The 19,837-nt window shown below is 60.5% G+C and carries 20 protein-coding genes; 14 read left to right on the top strand and 6 right to left on the bottom strand.

What is annotated here, in order from left to right:
• The first annotated feature begins 79 nt into the window (after window positions 1-79).
• A complete protein-coding gene (locus FXN63_RS13615) occupies window positions 80-1,306 on the top strand; it encodes an MFS transporter (protein ID WP_148815678.1) in 1,227 nt (408 codons plus the stop codon).
• Between the two features lie 127 nt (window positions 1,307-1,433).
• On the opposite strand, the gene FXN63_RS13620 is transcribed toward FXN63_RS13615, so the two are convergent.
• Window positions 1,434-1,883 (bottom strand): SMI1/KNR4 family protein, encoded by a 450-nt coding sequence (locus FXN63_RS13620; protein WP_148815680.1) that lies wholly within the window; start codon window positions 1,881-1,883, stop codon window positions 1,434-1,436.
• Window positions 1,884-1,934: 51 nt separating this feature from the next.
• The gene (locus FXN63_RS13625; protein ID WP_148815682.1) at window positions 1,935-2,474 is read right to left on the bottom strand and encodes a DUF4303 domain-containing protein; all 540 of its coding nucleotides are present in this window, start codon (window positions 2,472-2,474) and stop codon (window positions 1,935-1,937) included.
• Between the two features lie 269 nt (window positions 2,475-2,743).
• Here FXN63_RS13625 and ddpX point away from each other — a divergent pair, with 269 nt between their 5' ends.
• The 5 genes from ddpX to FXN63_RS13650 all read left to right on the top strand — a co-directional run bounded on the left by ddpX (window position 2,744) and on the right by FXN63_RS13650 (window position 8,198).
• Complete coding sequence (gene ddpX, locus FXN63_RS13630; RefSeq protein WP_148815684.1) at window positions 2,744-3,328, top strand: D-alanyl-D-alanine dipeptidase; 585 nt, start codon at window positions 2,744-2,746, stop codon at window positions 3,326-3,328.
• A 119-nt stretch (window positions 3,329-3,447) separates the two neighbouring features.
• A complete protein-coding gene (locus FXN63_RS13635; RefSeq protein ID WP_148815686.1) occupies window positions 3,448-5,049 on the top strand; it encodes an ABC transporter substrate-binding protein in 1,602 nt (533 codons plus the stop codon).
• Between the two features lie 139 nt (window positions 5,050-5,188).
• Window positions 5,189-6,211, top strand: a complete 1,023-nt coding sequence (locus tag FXN63_RS13640) for an ABC transporter permease (protein ID WP_246165194.1) — start codon at window positions 5,189-5,191, stop codon at window positions 6,209-6,211.
• 118 nt (window positions 6,212-6,329) lie between these two features.
• Entirely contained in the window at window positions 6,330-7,244 is a 915-nt protein-coding gene (nikC, locus tag FXN63_RS13645) for a nickel transporter permease (RefSeq protein ID WP_148815688.1), read from the top strand.
• Window positions 7,245-7,328: 84 nt separating this feature from the next.
• Window positions 7,329-8,198, top strand: coding sequence for an ABC transporter ATP-binding protein (locus FXN63_RS13650; protein WP_148815690.1), 870 nt, complete (start codon window positions 7,329-7,331; stop codon window positions 8,196-8,198).
• A 97-nt stretch (window positions 8,199-8,295) separates the two neighbouring features.
• Here the strand turns inward: FXN63_RS13650 and FXN63_RS13655 are convergent, their stop codons facing one another.
• Window positions 8,296-8,940, bottom strand: a complete 645-nt coding sequence (locus FXN63_RS13655) for an HAD family hydrolase (protein WP_246164813.1) — start codon at window positions 8,938-8,940, stop codon at window positions 8,296-8,298.
• A 280-nt stretch (window positions 8,941-9,220) separates the two neighbouring features.
• Here FXN63_RS13655 and FXN63_RS13660 point away from each other — a divergent pair, with 280 nt between their 5' ends.
• Together FXN63_RS13660 and FXN63_RS13665 are read left to right on the top strand one after the other, a co-directional pair.
• The gene (locus FXN63_RS13660) at window positions 9,221-9,991 is read left to right on the top strand and encodes an ABC transporter ATP-binding protein (RefSeq protein ID WP_148819318.1); all 771 of its coding nucleotides are present in this window, start codon (window positions 9,221-9,223) and stop codon (window positions 9,989-9,991) included.
• Between the two features lie 110 nt (window positions 9,992-10,101).
• Entirely contained in the window at window positions 10,102-11,970 is a 1,869-nt protein-coding gene (locus tag FXN63_RS13665; RefSeq protein ID WP_148815692.1) for an ABC transporter ATP-binding protein, read from the top strand.
• Between the two features lie 116 nt (window positions 11,971-12,086).
• On the opposite strand, the gene FXN63_RS13670 is transcribed toward FXN63_RS13665, so the two are convergent.
• Window positions 12,087-12,902 carry an aminotransferase class IV family protein gene (locus FXN63_RS13670; protein ID WP_148815695.1) on the bottom strand — a complete coding sequence of 272 codons (816 nt, stop codon included), beginning with the start codon at window positions 12,900-12,902 and terminating at the stop codon, window positions 12,087-12,089.
• 135 nt (window positions 12,903-13,037) lie between these two features.
• Between FXN63_RS13670 and gcvA the strand changes: the two genes are divergently transcribed.
• The 5 genes from gcvA to FXN63_RS13695 all read left to right on the top strand — a co-directional run bounded on the left by gcvA (window position 13,038) and on the right by FXN63_RS13695 (window position 16,214).
• Window positions 13,038-13,988 (top strand): transcriptional regulator GcvA, encoded by a 951-nt coding sequence (gene gcvA / locus FXN63_RS13675; RefSeq protein WP_148815697.1) that lies wholly within the window; start codon window positions 13,038-13,040, stop codon window positions 13,986-13,988.
• A 150-nt stretch (window positions 13,989-14,138) separates the two neighbouring features.
• Entirely contained in the window at window positions 14,139-14,600 is a 462-nt protein-coding gene (locus tag FXN63_RS13680) for a hypothetical protein (protein WP_148815698.1), read from the top strand.
• A 43-nt stretch (window positions 14,601-14,643) separates the two neighbouring features.
• Window positions 14,644-15,099, top strand: coding sequence for a hypothetical protein (locus tag FXN63_RS13685; protein ID WP_148815699.1), 456 nt, complete (start codon window positions 14,644-14,646; stop codon window positions 15,097-15,099).
• A gap of 16 nt (window positions 15,100-15,115) precedes the next feature.
• On the top strand, window positions 15,116-15,562 hold the full coding sequence (locus FXN63_RS13690; RefSeq protein WP_148815701.1) for a hypothetical protein: 447 nt from the start codon (window positions 15,116-15,118) through the stop codon (window positions 15,560-15,562).
• A gap of 52 nt (window positions 15,563-15,614) precedes the next feature.
• Window positions 15,615-16,214 (top strand): hypothetical protein, encoded by a 600-nt coding sequence (locus FXN63_RS13695; RefSeq protein WP_148815703.1) that lies wholly within the window; start codon window positions 15,615-15,617, stop codon window positions 16,212-16,214.
• Window positions 16,215-16,232: 18 nt separating this feature from the next.
• Here the strand turns inward: FXN63_RS13695 and FXN63_RS13700 are convergent, their stop codons facing one another.
• Complete coding sequence (locus tag FXN63_RS13700; RefSeq protein WP_148815705.1) at window positions 16,233-17,783, bottom strand: MFS transporter; 1,551 nt, start codon at window positions 17,781-17,783, stop codon at window positions 16,233-16,235.
• A 97-nt stretch (window positions 17,784-17,880) separates the two neighbouring features.
• Between FXN63_RS13700 and FXN63_RS13705 the strand changes: the two genes are divergently transcribed.
• Entirely contained in the window at window positions 17,881-18,687 is an 807-nt protein-coding gene (locus tag FXN63_RS13705) for a helix-turn-helix transcriptional regulator (RefSeq protein WP_148815707.1), read from the top strand.
• 83 nt (window positions 18,688-18,770) lie between these two features.
• Here FXN63_RS13705 and FXN63_RS13710 read toward each other — a convergent pair whose 3' ends face one another.
• Window positions 18,771-19,682, bottom strand: a complete 912-nt coding sequence (locus FXN63_RS13710; RefSeq protein ID WP_148815709.1) for a LysR family transcriptional regulator — start codon at window positions 19,680-19,682, stop codon at window positions 18,771-18,773.
• Between the last annotated feature and the right edge of the window lie 155 nt (window positions 19,683-19,837).

Below are 19,837 nucleotides of genomic sequence, written 5' to 3' on the forward strand. Positions count from 1 at the left end.
ACGGCAAAGTGCGTCCACCCGTAGCGCATCGTGCCCCAATCCTGGAACGCCGATGACGCTGCGGAAACGGATACGCACCATGCACGTCACCCCGTCCCTGCCACCCGCCTTTCAGCGCCTGGCCTGGTCCAACCTGCTTGCCCAAGCTGCCGAACAGATCGGCTTGGCGACCGCCCCGCTTTTGGCAGTCTTTCTGTTCCAGGCCAACACCGGCCAGACCTCCACGCTTCAGACCATCCAGAGCCTGCCCTTCCTGCTGCTGGCGATCCCGGCCGGGTTGCTGGCAGATCGATCATCCCGTCGCGTAATCCTCGCTGCCGCAGAAGGCCTGCGCGCCTTTTCCTTCGGCTTGATCCTGCTGTTGCTGGCCACCCAGAACCTGACGCTTGCCGCGTTGGCTTGGCTGGGTTTTGTGGGCGCTGCGGGCACGGTGGTCTACAACGTGACCGTGCCTGGGATGGTGCCCTTGCTGGTCGACCGGCCGTCTCTACCGCAAGCCAACGGCCGTCTGGAATTGGCCCGCAGCATTGCGTTCACGGCCGGTCCCGGTTTGGCGGGTTTGCTTTTCAGCGCCGTGGGCGCACCACTGGCCTACGTGCTGGCTTTGCTGCTGTCGCTCGCTGCCATGAACTTCCTGCGTGCACTGCCCGGCAATGTCGTGGTGCCGCAGACCGCAAGCATCGCGGCTGCACTGCGTGAGGGCCTGATATTCACCTTCCGTCATGACCTGCTGCGCCCTACCGTGATTACTGCGGTGATCTTCAACACCTCGTGGTTCCTGCTTCAAGCTGCATATGTACCTTACGCCGTCGAGCACCTGGGCCTGTCTGCTGCGCAGGTTGGCAGCACGCTCGCAGCCTATGGCGTTGGCATGGTGTCAGGGGCATTGGTCGCACCGTGGATCGGCAAGCGTCTGCGTTTTGGATCGCTGGTCATCATCGGCCCTGTCAGCGCCTTCGTAGGTGCGCTGATCATGGCGGGCACCATCCGTTATTCGTCTCTGGTGTTGGCCTGGATCAGCTTCTTCTTGTTCGGGGCCGGCCCGGTGATCTGGGCGATTGCCACCGCCACGCTGCGCCAGGCCGTGACCCCGCAGGCGCTGATGAGCCGCGTATCGGCCGTCATCATGACCTTGACCTACGGTGCCCGGCCTGCCGGTGCTGCCATCGCCGTGGTGATCGGCACGCGCTACGGTGCGGCGACTTGCATGGTGGCTGCGGCGGTGGGGTTTGGCTTGCAGCTGATGATGATTCTGTCGTCTCGGGTACCCAGGCTGCCCAGCATTCCTGCGGGGCATACGGCATGAACTGGCGATATCTATCGTGAAGTATCGACGGCGTGCCGCTGTGGAACTGGATAGGTGACGATTCTGACGCGGTCAACTGGAGCAGACGAGCGACGTCGTGTGGTGCGGGACCGTGCCGACTGATCGGTCAGCCCTGCTCGCCATCAAAAAGCTGATCGCGGAATTCCTGGAAAGACGCAGAAATATAAAAAATGTCTTCCCCACCCGGGGCATACAGGTAAACCGTCCCAGCGTCCTGATCGCGCAGCGAGATGAAGAACGAATTGCCACCAGCATCAAACGCAAAGGGCAGGAACTCGCCCGCTGCCCATGTGCCGTATTGCTCATCGTCCGGCACGATGCTGTCCATGTCCTGCGCCAGTTGCTCGATGCAAAGCACCCCGTGCTTGATGGCGTTGAACCCATGCACAGGCAAGCCCCAGCGACCCGCTTCGACATCCTCTTCGGCAGGCGAACCACCATTGAATTGCCGGTAATGCGCAATCAGCGCATCAGGCACGGCTGACCCGAACCGTGACCGGAACGCGTGAATATCCGCGTCGGTAAGCGCCGCTTCGCAATCAACCAGGCTTGGCATCGCTACTCCCTTAGCAAAAACAAATGCTTGTGCTGAACCGCATGCGGTCGATCACTGTTCCCGCCCAAACCGATTCACGAATTTCTCGAAAACTTCAGGGCTGTTCAGCACTTTCGCAGACCTGTTTTCAACGTCTTCCGCCTCGTCATCATCGGTCAGCGTCACGAACAACACCGGCGCATCCCCGGATGACTGCGGCTTGAAAACGCCTTCCTTGCTCAAGCGGGCCAGCGCATTGGTCATGACTTCATAGACCTTTGCCTGAGTGTGCGCGAAGTCTTCGCTTTCCGGGATGTCGCCCAGCTTGGTGCAAATGTCATTGAAGGAATCGGCTTGCCAGCTTTCGTAGGCCCACTCGGATGTGGCCCATCGATAGTAGGCGGCTTCTTCACCGTCCGGGTCTGTCTCGTCGTTGGCAAGCTCGCGTGTCAGGCCTTCGACAGAATTCGCAGCGGGGCAAATCGTCATCGCGCCGCTGTCGGTGTAGAGCGCAAACGCATAGAACTGTTCATTCGGGTGTGCGTTCTGCACATTCACAAACACTTCCTTGGCCGCCGCGTACACCTCGTTTTCCAGCTCGTTCCAATTCATCGTTTCCCCCGAAAAATAAGATGTGCGATTGATTTTCGAACGCGGGTGATTCTATCAATCGACATGCGGTCGCTTTCCCATGCAGGGGCTGCGGATTGATAACAAAGCGTGAGTTACCGGACGCACAGAATCAACGCGATGCACATCTGGTCAAACATCTGACCAGGGGCTTGGCTAGACACGGCGGCGGGCGTAACCTGACACGACGCGCTTTGCGCCTATGTCTGCTTCCCTCTATCCAGTTTTTCCCGTCCTGATACCGAGTCCTGATGTCTTCGCTGCCCCTGTCCTCTGCCCCCCGCCTGCGCCTGCTGACCCCCGACACGCACAACATCGAGATCGACCTGGTCTACGCGACCGATCTGAACCTGACCGGCAAGGTCATCTACCAACAGGCCCATTGCCTGCTGCTGGAACCCGCCTGTGCCGGGCTGGAAAAAGCCATTGCACTGGCGGCCGGCATGGGTTTGCGCATCAAGGTGTTCGACGGCTACCGCCCGCCCGAGGCGCAGCAGGCTTTGTGGGATTTCCTGCCTGATCCGACCTTCATCGCCGACCCGCGCAAAGGCTCGAACCACGCGCGTGGTGTCGCTATCGACCTGACCTTGGTAGATGCGGACAACAATGAATTGGACATGGGCACGGGCTTCGACGAAGCCGTGGCCGAATCTGGCCATCATCACCCGAACGTGCCGCCCGAGGCGCAGCGCAACCGCATGTTGCTGCTGGGCACCATGCTGGCGGCGGGTTTTACTGCCAACCCGAACGAATGGTGGCACTACCAGTTACCGAACCCTACGCAGTACGCCCTGTTGTCCGATGGTGCGGATGGCGTGCCGCGCATGATGTCGTGAACCACTGCGCCCAACACTGACGCACACTCGTTTTTTTGTAGACCAAGCCCTGCAAGCCAAGCCCTGACAGACACCGTTTTCCGACAGTCGTATCCTCCACCCGCCCCCAGGATCGTCCTATGAAACTCGCATTCACCCGCAGTCTGGCCGCCGTGCTGGTCACCACCGCCTTTGCCGTGTCGGCCCCGGCACCCGCGTCGGCGGCGACGCCCAAGGATTTCCTGGTCATTGCAACCCTGCTGGATGAGTTCATCTCCCTGGACCCGGCGGAAGTTTACGAGCTGCTGCCGCAGGAATACGTAGCCGCCACCTACGACCGGCTGATCCGTGTGAATCTGGACAAGCCCTCGGAATTCAAGGGCGATCTGGCGGAATCGTGGACGGTCAGCGACGACGGTCTGACCTTCACCTTCAAGCTGAAGAAAGGCATCAAGTTCCACTCGGGCAACGCGCTGACCGCCGACGACGTGGTGTGGTCATTGCAGCGCGTGGCCTTGCTGAACAAGGGTGCAGCCAGCGTGATCGCGTCGATCGGGCTGGACAAGGACACGGCAAAAACGGCCGTCACCAAGGTGGACGACTACACGATCGCGGTAAAAACCGACCGCCGTTATGCATCCACCTTTGTGCTGAACGTGCTGGGTTCCTGGCCGGCGTCAGTGGTCGACAGCAAGTTGCTGATCAGCAAGGCCGTCGACAACGATTACGGCAACGGCTGGCTGAAGACCAACGAAGCAGGTTCGGGTGGCTACAAGCTGGTGAAGTGGACGGCCAACGAAAGCCTGATCATGCAGCGCAACGACGACTACCGCGTGCCGCAGGCCATGAAGCGCATCGTCATGCGCCATGTGGCCGAATCCGCCAGCAAGCGTCTGTTGCTGGAAGCAGGCGACGTGGATTCCGCCCGCGAGCTTAGCCCGGACGACATTGCCGCGCTGCAGAAGACTGGCAAGGTCAACGTGCTGGCTGTGCCGCAGGTCACGCTGCTGTACCTGGGCTTGAACGTGAAGAACCCGAACCTGGCCAAGCCGGAAGTGCAGGAAGCCATCAAGTGGCTGGTGGACTACGACAACATTCAGGCCAATCTGCTGAAGACCACCTACAAGGTTCACCAAGCCTTCCTGCCGGAAGGTTTCCTGGGTGCGGTCAACACCAACCCCTACAAGCGGGATGTCGAAAAAGCCAAGACCTTGCTGGCGAAAGCCGGGTTGCCCAATGGTTTCACCGTGACCATCGACGTGCGCAGCGGTTATCCGTATGCCGATATCGCCCAGGCTGTGCAGGCCAACCTGGCGCAAGGCGGCATCAAGGCGGAACTGATCCAAGCCGACAACAAACAGACCTTGGCCAAGTACCGCGCCCGCCAGCACGACATCTACCTGGGCGAATGGGCGGCCGATTACATCGACCCGCACAGCAATGCGCAAGGCTTTGCCTGGAACCCGGACAACAGCGACAAGTCAGCTTTCAAGCTGCTGGCTTGGCGCAACAGCTGGGACATCCCGGCCCTGACCAAGCGCACCGACGCCGCATTGGCCGAACCTGAAACGGCCAAGCGCGAGCAGGCGTATCAGGCGATGCAGAAGGACTTCATGGCGAATTCGCCTTTCGTGCTGATGTTCCAGAAGGTCATGCCGGTGGTTCAGCGCAAGGAAGTGTCGGGCATTGTGTACGGCCCGATCAATGATTTGACGTCTTATCAGGGCGCGAAAAAGCAGTAAGAACGGGCACGTTGGGGGTGCTTGTGTGGTCAGCAGGCACCTCAGCTGACTATCCCTCTGATCCGTTTCTCCGGTCTTCCCGCCTTTGTCCTCACCCTCGCCCGCCACGTTGCCACCGGCATCCAGCTCAGCCAAGGTCCTGCGAACCGTGTCGCATGCGGCGAGCGCCGTGGCGCGTTGGCTGCTAACCCTGGGCATCTCGCTCTTAGGCCTGCTGGCCGTCACCTTCGTGATCGGCAGGCTGGTGCCCATCGACCCGGTGCTTGCCGTATTGGGCGACCGGGCAACGGCCAGTGCGTACGCAGAAACCAAAATCCTGCTTGGCCTGGATCAACCCCTGTACGTGCAATTCGGCATCTATCTGCGCGACGTGTTCAGCGGCAACCTGGGCACATCCTTGCTGACTGCCCGCCCGGTGCTGGATGACATTTTCCGCGTCTTCCCCGCCACGCTGGAGCTGGCCACCATTGCCACCATCGCAGGCTGTCTGGTGGGCATTCCGCTTGGTGTGGCCGCTGCGGTGTATCACAACCGCTGGATCGACCACGTATCGCGCATCATCGGGCTGCTGGGCAGCTCGGTGCCGGTGTTCTGGCTGGCCTTGATGGGGCTGCTGCTGTTCTACGCCAAGCTGTCCTGGGTTGCCGGGCCGGGCCGACTCGACCCCGTCTTCGACGGCATGGTCGATGCCCGTACCGGCAGCCTGTTGCTGGATTCCTTGATGGCTCGCGAGTGGGACGTGTTCTTCAACGCCGTGTCGCACGTAATTCTGCCGGCCGGCATTCTGGCCTGCTGTTCGGTCGCCTACGTCAGCCGCATGACCCGTTCCTTCATGCTGGACCAACTGAACCAGGAATACATCACCACCGCGCGCGCCAAGGGCGTGGCGGAATGGCGGGTGATCTGGCAGCACGCCTTCGGAAATATTTCGGTGCCGCTGCTGACCGTCGTGGGCCTGACTTACAGCATGTTGCTGGAAGGCTCGGTGCTGACCGAACTGGTGTTTGCATGGCCCGGCATCGGTTCCTACCTGACCGGCGCGCTATTGAACGCCGACATGAACGCGGTGCTGGGCAGCACCCTGGTGATCGGTGTGAGTTTCATCACGCTGAACCTGGTGATTGATGCGCTGTATCGGGTGTTGGACCCGCGCACGCGATGACGGATTGCATCCAAACAATAGGTATCCAGACCAGCGGTTTCCACGTCTGCGGGAGCGGACTCGTTCTGGTTCTGGTTGACCAACCCCACGCCGCATTGCCCTCGGCACACACCACCCCATGAGTCAGCCCCCCACTACCTTGAAGCAATGGCTGCTTAGCGATAACCCCGCATCGCGCCGACAGGCTGCGTGCGGCCTGGCCTACCGCCGCTGGCGACGCTTTGCGCGCAATCCCATCAGTTTGATTGGCTTGGTGATCCTGCTGACGCTGATCGTCGCCGCACTTTTCGGCCCGGCCCTTGCCCCGCACGATCCGTATGCGCAGGAACTGGCCAATCGCCTGGTACCGCCCGGCGCGGCTGACCACCTGCTGGGCACCGACGCCCTGGGTCGCGACATCCTGTCGCGCGTGATCTACGGCGCGCGCATCACGCTCAGCATTGCCGTGTTGGTGGTCGTGCTGGTGGTGCCGGTAGGTTTGGCCGTCGGCACGCTGTCCGGCTTCCTGGGCGGTTGGGTCGACACCGTGTTGATGCGGCTCACCGACATCGCCCTGGCCTTTCCCAAGATTGTGCTGGCACTGGCCTTGGCTGCAGCCCTTGGCCCTGGTGTCATCAACGCGGTGATTGCGATTTCCATCACCGCCTGGCCTGCCTATGCCCGCTTGGCGCGTGCAGAAACCCTGCGTCTGGTGCAGTCCGATTTCATCCACGCCGCACGCCTGCAAGGCGCAAGCAACACCCGGCTGCTGCTGAAATACATCGTGCCGCTGTGTTCGTCGTCGGTCATCGTGCGGGCCACACTGGACATGGCCGGCATCATCCTGACCGTCGCCGGGCTCGGATTCCTGGGCCTGGGCGCGCAACCGCCCAGCCCGGAATGGGGCTTCATGGTGGCCTCGGGTCGCAACGTGTTGATCGATGCCTGGTGGGTGGCCACCGTGCCCGGCATCGCCATCTTGCTGGTCAGCCTGGCGTTCAATCTGCTGGGTGACGGCCTGCGTGACGTGTTCGATTCAAGGCATGGTAATTGATGATCGGGCCGGACCTCAGCCATCAGCGTGATCCACGCACAGCAGCCCGGTTTATCTGGTTTTGAACCTTCGCTTTTGAACCCCATGCAGCCAGATCACATTCAAAGCCACGAGCCGCTTTGCGAAATCGCCAACCTGCGTATCGGTTTCCGCGGCCACGACGGGCATCTTAGCGAAGCGGTTCGCGGCCTGAGCCTGCGGCTGCAGCCTGGTGAGCGCCTGGGCATTGTGGGTGAATCTGGTTCTGGAAAATCCCTGACCGGGCGTGCCCTGCTGGGGTTGCTGCCCTCGTCTGCCCACTGGTCGGCCGACGGCATGCGGTTTGGCGGCGAAGACCTGCTGACCATGCCGGCGCGCGAACGGCGTCGCCTGTGCGGACAGCAGATCGGCATGATTCTGCAAGACCCGAAATACTCGCTGAACCCGGTGATGACGGTCGAGCAGCAGTTGAAGGAAGCCTTTCGGCTACGCTCGCCGTCGCTACGCGGTCAGCCGCTGAAAGACCGCGTGCGCGAAGCGTTGGAAGCCGTGCACATCCGCAACCCGGACCAAGTCGCCAAGGCGTATCCACACGAACTGTCTGGCGGCATGGGCCAGCGCATGATGATTGCGATGATGGTGTCGTCCGGCCCGCGCCTGCTGATCGCCGACGAGCCGACCAGCGCCCTGGACATTTTGGTGGCGCAGCAGGTGTTGACGGTGCTGGACGAACTGGTCGCGCAGCATCGCACCAGCCTGCTGTTCATCAGCCACGACTTGCCGCTGGTGATGTCTTTCTGCGATCGCGTGGCAGTGATGTACGCCGGGCGTGTGGTAGAAACCTGCGCGGCGCGCGATCTGGCGCAGGCAACGCATCCCTACACGCGCGGACTGCTGGCCGCCACGCCGCCACTGAACAATCCGCCCGCTGCGTTGCCGGTGTTGGCGAGAGACCCAGCCTGGTTGTCCCGTTGATGTAGCTGCCAATTGAGGCTGCCGACGGGGGCTACCAAATAAGGCTGCCAACCGACGCTACCAGCCCACACCACAAACGTCTGGTTCAACTACGCCCTCAGGCTGAATCGGCAGAGTCTGCCGGAAGTGGAATGCCAAGCGCCCTCAGCTGCGCGCGCATGCCTTCTGCACCCTGGAAATGAATGGCATGAATGCCCTCCAGAGCGGCTGCATGCACATTAGGCAGTGAGTCATCGATGAATACCGTGGTCGCGGGGCGCACCTGGTATCGATCAATGATCAGTTTGTAGATGGCTGGATCGGGTTTGACAAGGCGTTCACGGCCAGACACCACGATGCCTTCGAACAAGGCCAGGAACGGGAAACGCGCCTCTGCAATACCGAAGGTTTCATGCGACCAATTGGTAAGTGCCAGCAGGCGAATATCCATGTCGTGCAGCTGCTGAAGCGTACGGACGCTTGCTTCCAACGCGCCGCCCAGGGTCTCTTCCCAGCGGTCGAAATAGGCCCTGATGTATGGCTCATGGGCCGGTGATCGCTTGATCGCCTCGGCCGTTGCATCTTCCCAGGAGCGGCCGCGGTCTTGTTGTTCGTTCCATTCCGTGTGGCATACCGTTGCCAGAAAATGCTCCATGGCGGCTTCATCAGTGCCAAACATTTTGCTGAACAGGTTGCGAGGATTCCAGCGAATCAACACATTGCCAAGGTCAAAAATGACGGTATCTACTGCGGGTGAGCGCATGACTCTCCATTGATATTTACAAGAAAACATCGCGAACTGACCAGCATGGGCAGTGCCGAATTGCTGCAAAAACCGAATATCAGTTAATAAAATGTCATCATTGACAACGAGGCTTCGCGTTCATAAAGTGCATTGGCAGCATGGAAACGCCGTCACCATCCGCCGTTACTACCCGTGGTCACTACCATCCACAGTTTACGTCGCCAACTTCTGTCCAGAATTCATTGACCTTATTGCAGATCCAGTGGCTGATAACTCTGCAGAAGCACCCAGCGTTGCCATGATCGCCATCAACGACCTCAGTATCAGCTTCCGCACGCCCAGGGGCGTGGTCGATGCCGTCAAGCACGTCAGTCTGCAGGTTGCACCGGGCGAAGCATTCGGTCTGGTCGGTGAATCCGGCTCGGGCAAATCCACGGTACTACGCGCGCTCGCAGGCCTTGCCCCGGTGGTTGGCGGCACACTTGAGCTCGACGGACAGGTGCTTGGCAACACGCGAAGCCCCGCCTTCTACCGTCAGGTGCAAATGGTCTTCCAAGACCCTTACGCATCCCTGCACCCGCGTTTCACCATCGACCAGACCCTGCGCGAACCCTTGGTCATCAACGGGCTGGACAGCCACGATGCCCGGATAGCCAAGGCGCTGAAAGACGTTGGCCTGCCCGACACCTTCCGCTATCGCTACCCGCACCAATTGTCTGGTGGCCAACGGCAGCGCGTGGCCATTGCGCGCGCCATGATTCTTGAACCCCGAATTCTGCTGTTGGACGAACCGACTTCCGCGCTGGACGTATCTGTGCAGGCCGAAATCCTGAATCTGCTGCGCGGCCTGCACCAATCTCGCGGTTTGACCATGATTCTGGTCAGCCACAACCTGGCGGTGGTGGGTTTCCTGTGCCAGCGCGTGGCTGTCATGCAGCGCGGTGAAGTCGTGGAACTTGCCGATATCGACGCCATTCGTGCGCAGCGCGTGAATCACGACTACACCCGTCGATTGTTGGCTGCTACGGAAGGCTACCGGCGCACCACATCCGACGCCTTCGCGATATAGCGCAGACACCGTCACCACCCTTACGCCTGCGCCCGGCACTGACACAGAACCGCCGCGCATGACGCGTTATGCTGTTGGTCTTACGTTGTTCCCCCAAGACAGAGCCCCGCATGCGTAGTTGGTTCGAAAGACTGCTGTACCCCTATCCCGACGACAATATCGGCACGCCGCCCAAGAAATTCTTCGCGTTCCTGTGGGCGTGCTCGAAAGGTGCGCGCGGCGCCATCGTCTGCATGATCATCCTGACGGGCATCATCGGGGCATTTGAAGCTCTGCTGTTTGCCATCATCGGCAAGATTGTGGACTGGCTGGCCAAACTGCAGCCCGACCAGCTGTGGGCGCAGGAAACCACGACCCTGATTGCGCTGGCGGCGGTGTTGCTGCTGAGCCCGCTGCTGGTCATGGCGCAGACCATGATCAAACACCAGACGCTGGCAGGCAACTTGCCCATGCGGCTGCGCTGGAATTTTCACCGCTTGATGCTCGGCCAAAGTCTTGGCTTCTATCAGGACGAATTTGCCGGCCGCGTATCGGCCAAGGTCATGCAGACCGCACTGGCCGTGCGCGACGTGATGATGATCCTGGCCGACATTCTGGTGTTTATCACCATCTACTTCATCACCATGATCGCCGTGGTGGGCAGCTTCGACCTGTTGCTGCTGCTGCCCTTCCTGAGCTGGGGCGCGTGTTTCGGGCTGGCGCTGTGGTACTTCGTGCCGCGTCTGGGCAAGTCGGCCAAACTGCAAGCCGATGCCCGCTCACTGATGACCGGACGCATTACCGATGCGTATTCGAACATCGCCACCGTGAAGCTGTTTTCGCATGCCGGTCGCGAGGCCGGTTACGCCAAAACCGCCATGCAGGACTTCCTGGTTACCGTGCATCGCCAGATGCGACTGGTCAGCGGTTTTGAAGTCGTCAATCACCTGCTGAGCATGTTGCTGCTGCTATCGACCATTGGCCTGTCCTTGTGGCTGTGGTCGCGTGGCGTGAATGGCGTGGGAGTTGGCGCAGTCGCTGCCGCCACCGCCATGGCTTTGCGGCTGAATGGCATTTCGCACTGGATCATGTGGGAAACCGCGTCCTTGTTCGAGCAGATCGGCACGGTGCAGGACGGCATCAACACGCTGTCGCGCCCGCAAACCGTGGTGGACAAGGCAGATGCCAAGCCGCTTCAGGTCACTAAGGGCGATGTGCGTTTCGAGAACGTAGGTTTCAACTACGGTGGCGATCGCACCGTTATCGAGAACCTGAACCTGCACATTCGTCCCGGCGAAAAAATCGGCTTGGTAGGTCGTTCGGGTGCCGGCAAGTCGACCATGACCAACCTGCTGCTGCACTTCTACGAACTGGAAAAGGGCCGCATTCTGATCGACGGACAGGACATTTCCCACGTCACCCAGGACAGCCTGCGCGCGCAGATTGGCGTGGTGACACAAGATACGTCGCTGCTGCACCGCTCGGTGCGCGAGAACATCTTGTATGGCCGTCCCGATGCCAGTGAAGACGACATGCGCGCGGCAGCCAGTCGTGCCGAGGCGCATGACTTCATCCAGACGCTTTCTGACAAAAGCGGTCGCGTAGGCTACGACGCCCATGTAGGCGAACGCGGCGTGAAGCTGTCGGGTGGACAGCGCCAGCGCATTGCGATTGCCCGCGTAATGCTGAAAGACGCGCCGATTCTGCTGCTGGACGAAGCCACCAGTGCGCTGGATTCCGAGGTGGAAGTCGCGATTCAAGCCAGCTTGTATAACCTGATGGCGGGTAAAACCGTGATCGCGATTGCGCATCGTTTGTCGACCATCGCGGCGATGGACCGTTTGATTGTGCTGGACGAAGGCCGGATCGTGGAAGAAGGCGATCACGAAAGCCTGCTGGCCCAAAACGGGATTTATGCCCGCCTGTGGGCGCATCAAAGCGGTGGATTCCTGGGGGAATCGGCCGAGGATGAAGACGTCCACGTCACCAGCACGAACTGAGCGACGGACCCGGAAAAGGCTGTGCGAATAGCCCCGGGTCCGCGTTTTGGACTGATCTAAGATGCGTGGCGGTCTCTCCACGCAGAAGACAGACCGAATTCAGCTGCTTCGCGAATTCAAAGCGCAGTCAGCGGCTCGGCTTGATATGCCCGATGCAGCAGACGAACGAAATCAGGCGCTTCCGGCAAAGACACCGCCCCGATTCGGTTCACTGCTACGCCCGGCGTCCACGAATTCATCACCACCGCACCCACCATCGCAGATAAGTCTGCCAGCCTGACAGGCTGGGTTCGCTGCGGAATGCCTAACTTCACCAACTGTCGCTTCACGATTGCCATCGTCGTGCCCCCAAGCATGGCTGCGTCCGGCCAGATGACGGTGTCGCCATCCCAGAACGCCAAGTTCCAGATCGTCCCCTCGCTTAACCGCCCTTCTCTGTCCACAAACGCGGCGTCGTCAAAACCTTGCGCGACTGCTTCGCGCAGGAACCAGGTTTTGGCGATTTCGCCTACGTGCTTGATGTCGGGCAAGACGCGCTCGTGCTCGACGCTTGCCAGGCTTAACGGGCCGTCCGGGCCATTCGAAGCCGGCGCGGTACGCACCAGCAGCTCGGGCACGGCGTCGGCTCCGGCCACGGTGAATTCTCCAGCTGGCGAATACACCGTGGCGATCAAGGACAGGTCCGGCGGCCCGTTGGCAATCGCCGTCCGCAGGTGAGCACGCAGCACGCTGTCGGGCAATGCCTGCCCGAACATGCGAATGGATGCCGTCTGCAGCCGGGCCAAGTGCAGGTCAAGTCCCCTGACCTGCCCGCCTCGGATCTGCATGGCGGTGAAGTGCGCATACCCGGCGAAGGCCAGCGGACTCAGGTCGTGACTATTGGCGGCTTGTCCGTTGCGTTGGGCAACGAAGGTAAGTTCGTGAACTGACATGACTATCTTCCAGAAGAAGCGATGCAACGCGTCGTGACTGACGCCTGATCATCAAGTCGGGCAGTATCTGTCGGTTGTCGATTCCAACAGAAGCAAGTACTTTTCACGCCATCATCAAATTTTCCTTGAAGATATATGCGCCGCCTGATGCCCGGCACCCGTGCCCTTCGAACCTTCGAAGCCGCAGCACGCCATCTGAATTTCACGCGAGCCGGGTCGGAACTCGGTCTGACACCGGCCGCCGTCAGCTATCAGATCAAAGAGATCGAAGACCAGTTAGGTTTGGTGCTGTTCAGCCGCACCAGCCGCAGCATTCAGCTGACGCCCGCCGGCACTGTGTTGCTTGATGCAGTGTCCGATGCATTGGACGGCCTGCAACGTGCTGTCGGCCGCGCACATCGCATGGCTCGTGGCACGGCGCAGTTGCGGGTAACGCTGGGTGCCCGCTTCGCCACCAACTGGTTGTTGCCGCGCCTGCCCAGTTTTCAAGCAGCCAATCCGGGGCTGGATTTGAGCCTGGACATCACCGACACCCTGCGCGATTTCGACACCGACGACATCGATATCGCCATCCGTTTCGGTGCAGGCGCGTATCCGAATACGCAATCCGACCGGCTGTTCGACAGCGTCGTGGTGCCGGTATGCAGCCCCGCGCTGCTGGCAGCCGGCTTAAGCCTGAAAACGCCCCAGGACTTGATCGGCCAAACCCTGTGTCATGTGGATTGCAAGGTCGATGGCAAAACCTGGCCGAATTGGGCGATGTGGATGGCTGCGGCGGGCGTGACAGACTTCGACGACAGCCGATGTGTGGCCTTTGCAGATTCCAGCCATGTGGTGCAGGCGGTGTATGACGGCGATGCGGTTGGCTTGGTCGAGCTGCCGATGATTGCGCGAGAGCTGGCCCAGGGTCGGTTGGTCAGGCTTTTCGACCTGAGCTTGAACCTTGCACCGGAATACGCGTACCACCTGGTGCACGCGGCTGATAGCAACCATGACCCGCGCATCGCGGCGTTTCGGGCGTGGATGTTGGCGGAAATCAATGCCTTGAATCAGTACGGGCCAACGCCCAATACGCGCAGCGACTAGGTTGAGGTCATTCCCGCGTAACGCAGGATTCGGCCACCTTCTGCGTAGTGTTACCTTACCTTTGATAAGAAACTGAAACGGGTGTTTGACACGTGGCTGCGGCGATAATCGGCGGCTCGACATTCGGGCCGACCCATGCAGAAAATCAAAATGAAGCTACGCGCGGTGGCGATGCTTTGCGCGTCTTTGGCTACCCCGTCTGCATTTGCCATGAGTTGCATCAGCGATATCAATCAGTTTGATTTCATCAAGACATCTCCCCAGCAGTTCTATTACGGCACGGAAGAGAAAGTCAGGAACATCTACGACAAGTGGGCAACGGAAGTAAAAGACCCCGCCCGCTTTGATCGAACCACCATTTTCCTGGCAAAAGGCGATTTGCAGCATCTGTTCACTGCATATTGCAAAGACGAGAAATGCACGGGCATGGACTTCATGAAGGGACTTCAGAACTGCTCGGCCAACGGCCCGCCCAGCCAAGACCCGATATGCCGGCCGGTTGCCGTGGTTTACAACAAGAAAGCGTATTGCCTGTTGGCACCGGGGCTGGACAACTACTCCAGCCAGAAGCCGTATCGCGAATTCGTGCCGTTCAGCAAACCCGGGCAATGAATAAGCGCGTGAATAAGCTCGTGATTAAGGTCCATGCCTTCAAATGACATACACAAAACCGACACTTCTGACTGCGCTTGCTGCACTGAGCCTGATGTGTGTGACACAGGCCCACGCGCTGACTTGCGAAGCTGACCCGGCCAAATTTGCATTTACTGACGACAAGCTCACGGTGTTCCGCTTCGGCACTCCGGAACAAGTTGATCGCGCTTATCAGACCTTGAAAGACACCATCGGCCCGCTGGATAAATATGCTGCCACCACGGTGTTCTATTCCAAGGGTTATACCAAGCTGACACAGCACGTTTGTGCCGACGGCAAGTGCAGCGTGCCTGATATCGGCAAAGGATTCAGCGCCTGCTCGGCGGGCGGCATGAGCTTGGCCGATGCGTGTTACCCGCTTGCGGTCGCATATCAAAACAAGCTGTATTGCCTGTTGGCTCCGTCAAACAAGACGGCGTCTGGCGAGTCGGCAACGTATGTGCCGCTGAAACCATGACCGGCTGCGCTGGGCAGTGAAGGCCATGACCGATACCGCAACTGGCCGGGATATTTTCGTTGCGCCTTCTGCGCTTAATCCGCAGACAGCCACGGAAATCGGCCTGCTGTTTGCCAATGCATTCGGCGTACCGCCCCATGCGCTGAGCCTGGACGACGATCCAGCCCAGCTTGCCGCTATTACGCAGCCAACGCGCATCGCCATCTACCATCTTGAACCCGACGGCGACTTCGCCTTCAAGCTGGCCATCGATCTGGACAAACCGATAGCGACGGATCGCTTTGCCAATCTGGCTTGCGATCATCAGTTGACCATCGCCTGGGCGGTAGATGAAGCGGCGTTATACGGTGACTACTACGTCGCCTTTCCCAGCGGAAAGACCGCTGTGCATCCGCTGCATTTCCGCGAAACAGAGGAGTCTTATGCCTGCATGCTGCTACCCAAACCCACATTCGACTGCTGAGCATAAGCGCCTGCCACTGAATTCGAACCATGCGGCGTCTTTGCTATGCGCAATGCTGGCTGGCTTGTTCAGCATCAGCAGTCATGCCGACACCGGCGCTGCCCGATCGGACACCCGCAACATCAAATCGCAGCTCACCATCTACGTCGATGCGCCCGTCGCGCAAACGGGTGGCACGGTGCTGGTCGTTGCCAAACCTGTGTCGAAACAGGAATGGGACAAGCTTCCGGCCGTGCCAGCGCAGCGGCTGGCTTCCGGCAATGCCGCTGACATCACGCCCGGCAGCAAACTGTTCGAGACCGTGATCGCATCGAAAGTATCGATTGTCGAGTTTGTATACCCCGAGGGCGGCAGCTTCGGATTCAATCTGGTGGCCGCCAACCGTAGCGCACCCGCGCTCAGCACGAAGCGCATTCTTGTCGGCAGCGGGTACTACACCGACAGAAAGACCGGCGAACGCGTCGATTGGAAGGATGTATCGGCCATCCATATCCAAGGCCCCGAGGTAGACGAGCAATTCAGTCGCCGGGTGCGGGTGTCGTCGGGCGAGATCATGAATACCTATCCGCCCGTAACGCGCCAACCCGGGGTCACGGTGCATGCCCCCACGGATGCGCAGCTTGATGCAAGCCTGGTCAAGGAGCCGGGCTAACAGGCGAATCGGTCTCACTCAAGCCCGTTCAGTCCGCGTCAGTACGACCAACACACCAACCGCCAGGCCCGCCGCCACCAAGTTCCAGCGCATGCCCGCCACAAACGCCGTGGCGTAATGCGCCGCGCCGCTTGTGCCCTCGCCCGCCGCCGCGCTGAACAACATGCCGACCACCGCCACACCCAGCGCAGCACCCACCTGTTGCAGGGTCGAGATCACCCCCGCCGCCATGCCCGCCTGTCTGGCATCCACCCCGGCCAACACCAGGTTCAACAAAGGCGTCATCACGAAACCCTGGCCCGCGCCCACGATCACCAGCACCGGAATCAGCCACCAGGGGTCAAGCGCCGCGCCAGCAAGGGCCACCTGGGCGACCAGCCCGCACAGCGCCAACGCATAGACCAGCGCCCCCGCTGCGATCGCGCGCGTGCCCCACTTTGCCACCCAGCGCGGTGCCGCAAGCGAAGCAAGCACAAAGCCGACACTGCAAGGCGCGAACAGACTGCCAGCGGTGAACGGATCCAGGCCCAGGCCAGATTGTGCGAGCAAGGCAAAGCACAGGAAAAAGGAACTGGAGGTGGAATAGATCACCAGCACCAGCAGCCCACCCAACGCAAAATGCCGCTGGCCAAGCAGGCGCATGTCCACCAGGGGCTGCTGCCCACCACGTCGACGCGCTTCCTGATGGCGATAAAAGCCCGCCAGCAACATCAGAGCTGCCGCCAATGACAGCAGGCTCCAGGCCGGCCAGCCTTGGGCCGGGCCTTCGATCAGCGGCACCAGCAGCAAGCCCAGCCCGCCGCTGACCAAGGCCACGCCGAGCCAGTCCAGCGTCGGGCGCTCGGCGGCCCGAGATTCCGGGATGAAGCGCGCGGCAACCATCGCCAGCAAGCCCACGGGCACGTTGATCAGAAAAATGCTGCGCCATCCGCTGCCGAACAGATCCGCATGCACCAGCCAGCCACCCAGCACTTGCCCGGCAATAGCTGCCAGACCAAGCGTCATGCCAAGCAGTCCGAAGGCACGACGGCTGTCGTCGCCGGAAAAACCGACCCGGATCGCGGCGTAGACCTGGGGGAACAACAACGCTGCCGCCAGTCCTTGCAATACCCGCGCAGCGATCAAGAAGCCGGCATCGGGGGCGAATCCGCACAAGGCAGAGGCCAGCGTAAAACCTGCCATGCCCCACACAAACAGCCGCCGCCTACCGAACAGGTCACCCAGCCGGCCGCCCGTGATCAGCATGACGCCAAACGCCAGCTCGTAACCCGCGACGATGAAGCCGATCTGCGCAAAGCTCGCACTCAAGCCCGCCTGCATGCTTGGGATGGCCACGTTGACGACAAAGAGATCGAAGATGGTGACGAAGCCTGCAAGCAGCAGCGCGGACAGGCCAAGCCACGGTGCGGGTGATGCGGTGTTGTTGGCGCTGCTTGCCGAGCCAGATGCTGGCGAGGGTACGGCGTGTTTGCTGAGTGAATCATTAGCCAGGCAATGTGCCGCGTCGGTATCCGACGTCCAGTTTTCTGCCCGATCTTGCCCCCCTTCACCACGTATTTTTGAATTCATCTTGCCCGCCCGGATTGATCAGGCGAGCATTCTCGAACCCCTTCCAGGCAATTACAATTTAACTACTTATGCTATTACTCAAGACAACAGGCTAGTCATGCGCACCCTTGAACGCACCCGTGATGACCTGGCCGCATTCCTGCGCACCCGCCGTGAACGGTTGTCACCGGCCGACGTCGGCCTGCCCAGCAGCGCCCGCCGACGCACCCCCGGCCTGCGCCGCGAAGAAGTCGCCGCACTCGCAGGTGTGGGACTGACCTGGTACACCTGGTTGGAACAGGGCCGCGACATTGGCGTGTCAGCAAACTTTCTGGACAGCCTGTCGCGTGTGTTGAAGTTGGACGCATCCGAGCGCAGGCACTTATTTCTGCTGGCCCACGCGCGTCCACCAGTTGAACCCGGCAAGACTTGGTGCGTGCTCCCGCCCTTGGTGCGCCGCTTGGTGCACGATCTCAGCCCGCATGCCGCTTATGTGCTGAACCTGCGCTGGGACGTGCTGGGGTTCAACCAACCGGCAGACGCGCTATTCGGCTTTGGTGCGCATGCGCCCGAGCGTCGCAATCTGCTGTGGCTGCTGTTCACCGATCCCGCGCTGCATGCGCGTTACGTGGATTGGGACGAACAAGCACCGCAAATTCTATCCAGTTTCCGCCGTGATTACGCGCGGGCCACGCAGGAGTCCGATATCCAGGACTTGGTACAGCAATTGGAAAAAGTGTCGCCTGATTTCAAGCGCTGGTGGCGTCAGCATGATGTGCACGCGGCATGCAGCGGGTCACGAATGCTGCGGGTGGATGGCGAAAACACGGTGTTCGAACATACCTCGCTCACCATCGATGAAAACCGGCATCTGCGAATGGTGGTGTATGCGCGGCAGGAAACGAGTGTGCAGCCAGCGGGCTGATGCCTGCGGCGATCGGCGCAACAACGGATGCCATCCGCCTGGGTCGACTTCTTGGCAGACGCGATGTCGCCGATGAAATCCAACTAGCGCCCAGCAGGCTCGACAGCAGCGTCCTTGAACACCCGCGCGCAAAGAAAATCCACAAAGGCCCGCACCTTTGGTGATGGGTGCTTGCTTGCCGGCCACAGCACGTGGAACACGCCGCTGCGCTGCACATGATCGACAAGAATGGATTGCAAGGTGCCATTGGCCAGTTGCTCGCGAATCGAGAAGTCCGGCAGGTACGCAATCCCCAGGCCACGCAACGCAAAACACACCCGCGTCTCGATGTTGTTGCAGATCATCGAGATTGGAATGTGCAGTTCAGGTGCCCCAGGTGCCTGTTGCAGCGCCCAGGTTTCCAATTTTCCCGTGGCGGGAAAGCGGTAGTGCAGACAGGTGTGCTGCGTCAGATCGGCAGGGGTAAGCGGCATGCCCCGCTGCGCCAGATAGTCTGGCGACGCCACCAGCATCGACCGGAATCCGCCCAGGCTGCGCGCCGTCAGGCGGGAATCATTCGGCGTGCCGGTGCGCACCACCGCGTCAAAGCCCTCTTCGATCACGTCAACCAGGCGGTCGCTGAAATCCAGATCCAGTTCGATCTCGGGGTAGGCGCGCATGAAGTCGGCCAGCACTGGAAGCATCAATGAGCTGACCAGCGGGAAACTCAGACGCAAGCGTCCGCGTGGTGCGCCGCTGGCCTGCGACAGTTCAAGTTCGGCGGCTTCGATCTCGGCCAGAATGCGCCGGCTGCGCTCCAGAAACAGCGTGCCTTCGGCGGTCAGCGTGACGCTGCGTGTGCTGCGATGAAACAGGCGCACGCCCAGCTTTTCTTCCAGGCGTGCCACAGACTTGCCCACGGCAGACGCTGACACCCCCAGCAAGCGGCCGGCGGCAACAAAGCTGCGCGTCTCGGCCACCTGCACAAACACTACAAAGCCATTCAGGCTGTCCATGATCGATCCTATTGCGGACACAAATGTCCGCATAACCAGGAACAGTAGCCCACTTTTTCTTTAATCGCAGGTTTTCTATCGTCACGGTCTTGCCAACTAACCATATTTGATCCATGACCACCCCATCGCTTCGTCCTGCTGGAGCACACCCTTTG

The sequence above is a fragment of the Pigmentiphaga aceris genome, from assembly GCF_008119665.1.
Classification (GTDB): domain Bacteria; phylum Pseudomonadota; class Gammaproteobacteria; order Burkholderiales; family Burkholderiaceae_B; genus Pigmentiphaga; species Pigmentiphaga aceris.

Coding starts and splice junctions, on each gene's coding strand:
- FXN63_RS13615 (WP_148815678.1), top strand. CDS start 80: ATGCACGTCACCCCGTCCCTGCCACCCGCCTTTCAGCGCCTGGCCTGG.
- FXN63_RS13620 (WP_148815680.1), bottom strand. CDS start 1,883: ATGCCAAGCCTGGTTGATTGCGAAGCGGCGCTTACCGACGCGGATATT.
- FXN63_RS13625 (WP_148815682.1), bottom strand. CDS start 2,474: ATGAATTGGAACGAGCTGGAAAACGAGGTGTACGCGGCGGCCAAGGAA.
- ddpX (WP_148815684.1), top strand. CDS start 2,744: ATGTCTTCGCTGCCCCTGTCCTCTGCCCCCCGCCTGCGCCTGCTGACC.
- FXN63_RS13635 (WP_148815686.1), top strand. CDS start 3,448: ATGAAACTCGCATTCACCCGCAGTCTGGCCGCCGTGCTGGTCACCACC.
- nikC (WP_148815688.1), top strand. CDS start 6,330: ATGAGTCAGCCCCCCACTACCTTGAAGCAATGGCTGCTTAGCGATAAC.
- FXN63_RS13650 (WP_148815690.1), top strand. CDS start 7,329: ATGCAGCCAGATCACATTCAAAGCCACGAGCCGCTTTGCGAAATCGCC.
- FXN63_RS13655 (WP_246164813.1), bottom strand. CDS start 8,940: ATGCGCTCACCCGCAGTAGATACCGTCATTTTTGACCTTGGCAATGTG.
- FXN63_RS13660 (WP_148819318.1), top strand. CDS start 9,221: ATGATCGCCATCAACGACCTCAGTATCAGCTTCCGCACGCCCAGGGGC.
- FXN63_RS13665 (WP_148815692.1), top strand. CDS start 10,102: ATGCGTAGTTGGTTCGAAAGACTGCTGTACCCCTATCCCGACGACAAT.
- FXN63_RS13670 (WP_148815695.1), bottom strand. CDS start 12,902: ATGTCAGTTCACGAACTTACCTTCGTTGCCCAACGCAACGGACAAGCC.
- gcvA (WP_148815697.1), top strand. CDS start 13,038: ATGCGCCGCCTGATGCCCGGCACCCGTGCCCTTCGAACCTTCGAAGCC.
- FXN63_RS13680 (WP_148815698.1), top strand. CDS start 14,139: ATGAAGCTACGCGCGGTGGCGATGCTTTGCGCGTCTTTGGCTACCCCG.
- FXN63_RS13685 (WP_148815699.1), top strand. CDS start 14,644: ATGACATACACAAAACCGACACTTCTGACTGCGCTTGCTGCACTGAGC.
- FXN63_RS13695 (WP_148815703.1), top strand. CDS start 15,615: ATGCTGGCTGGCTTGTTCAGCATCAGCAGTCATGCCGACACCGGCGCT.
- FXN63_RS13700 (WP_148815705.1), bottom strand. CDS start 17,783: ATGAATTCAAAAATACGTGGTGAAGGGGGGCAAGATCGGGCAGAAAAC.
- FXN63_RS13705 (WP_148815707.1), top strand. CDS start 17,881: ATGCGCACCCTTGAACGCACCCGTGATGACCTGGCCGCATTCCTGCGC.
- FXN63_RS13710 (WP_148815709.1), bottom strand. CDS start 19,682: ATGGACAGCCTGAATGGCTTTGTAGTGTTTGTGCAGGTGGCCGAGACG.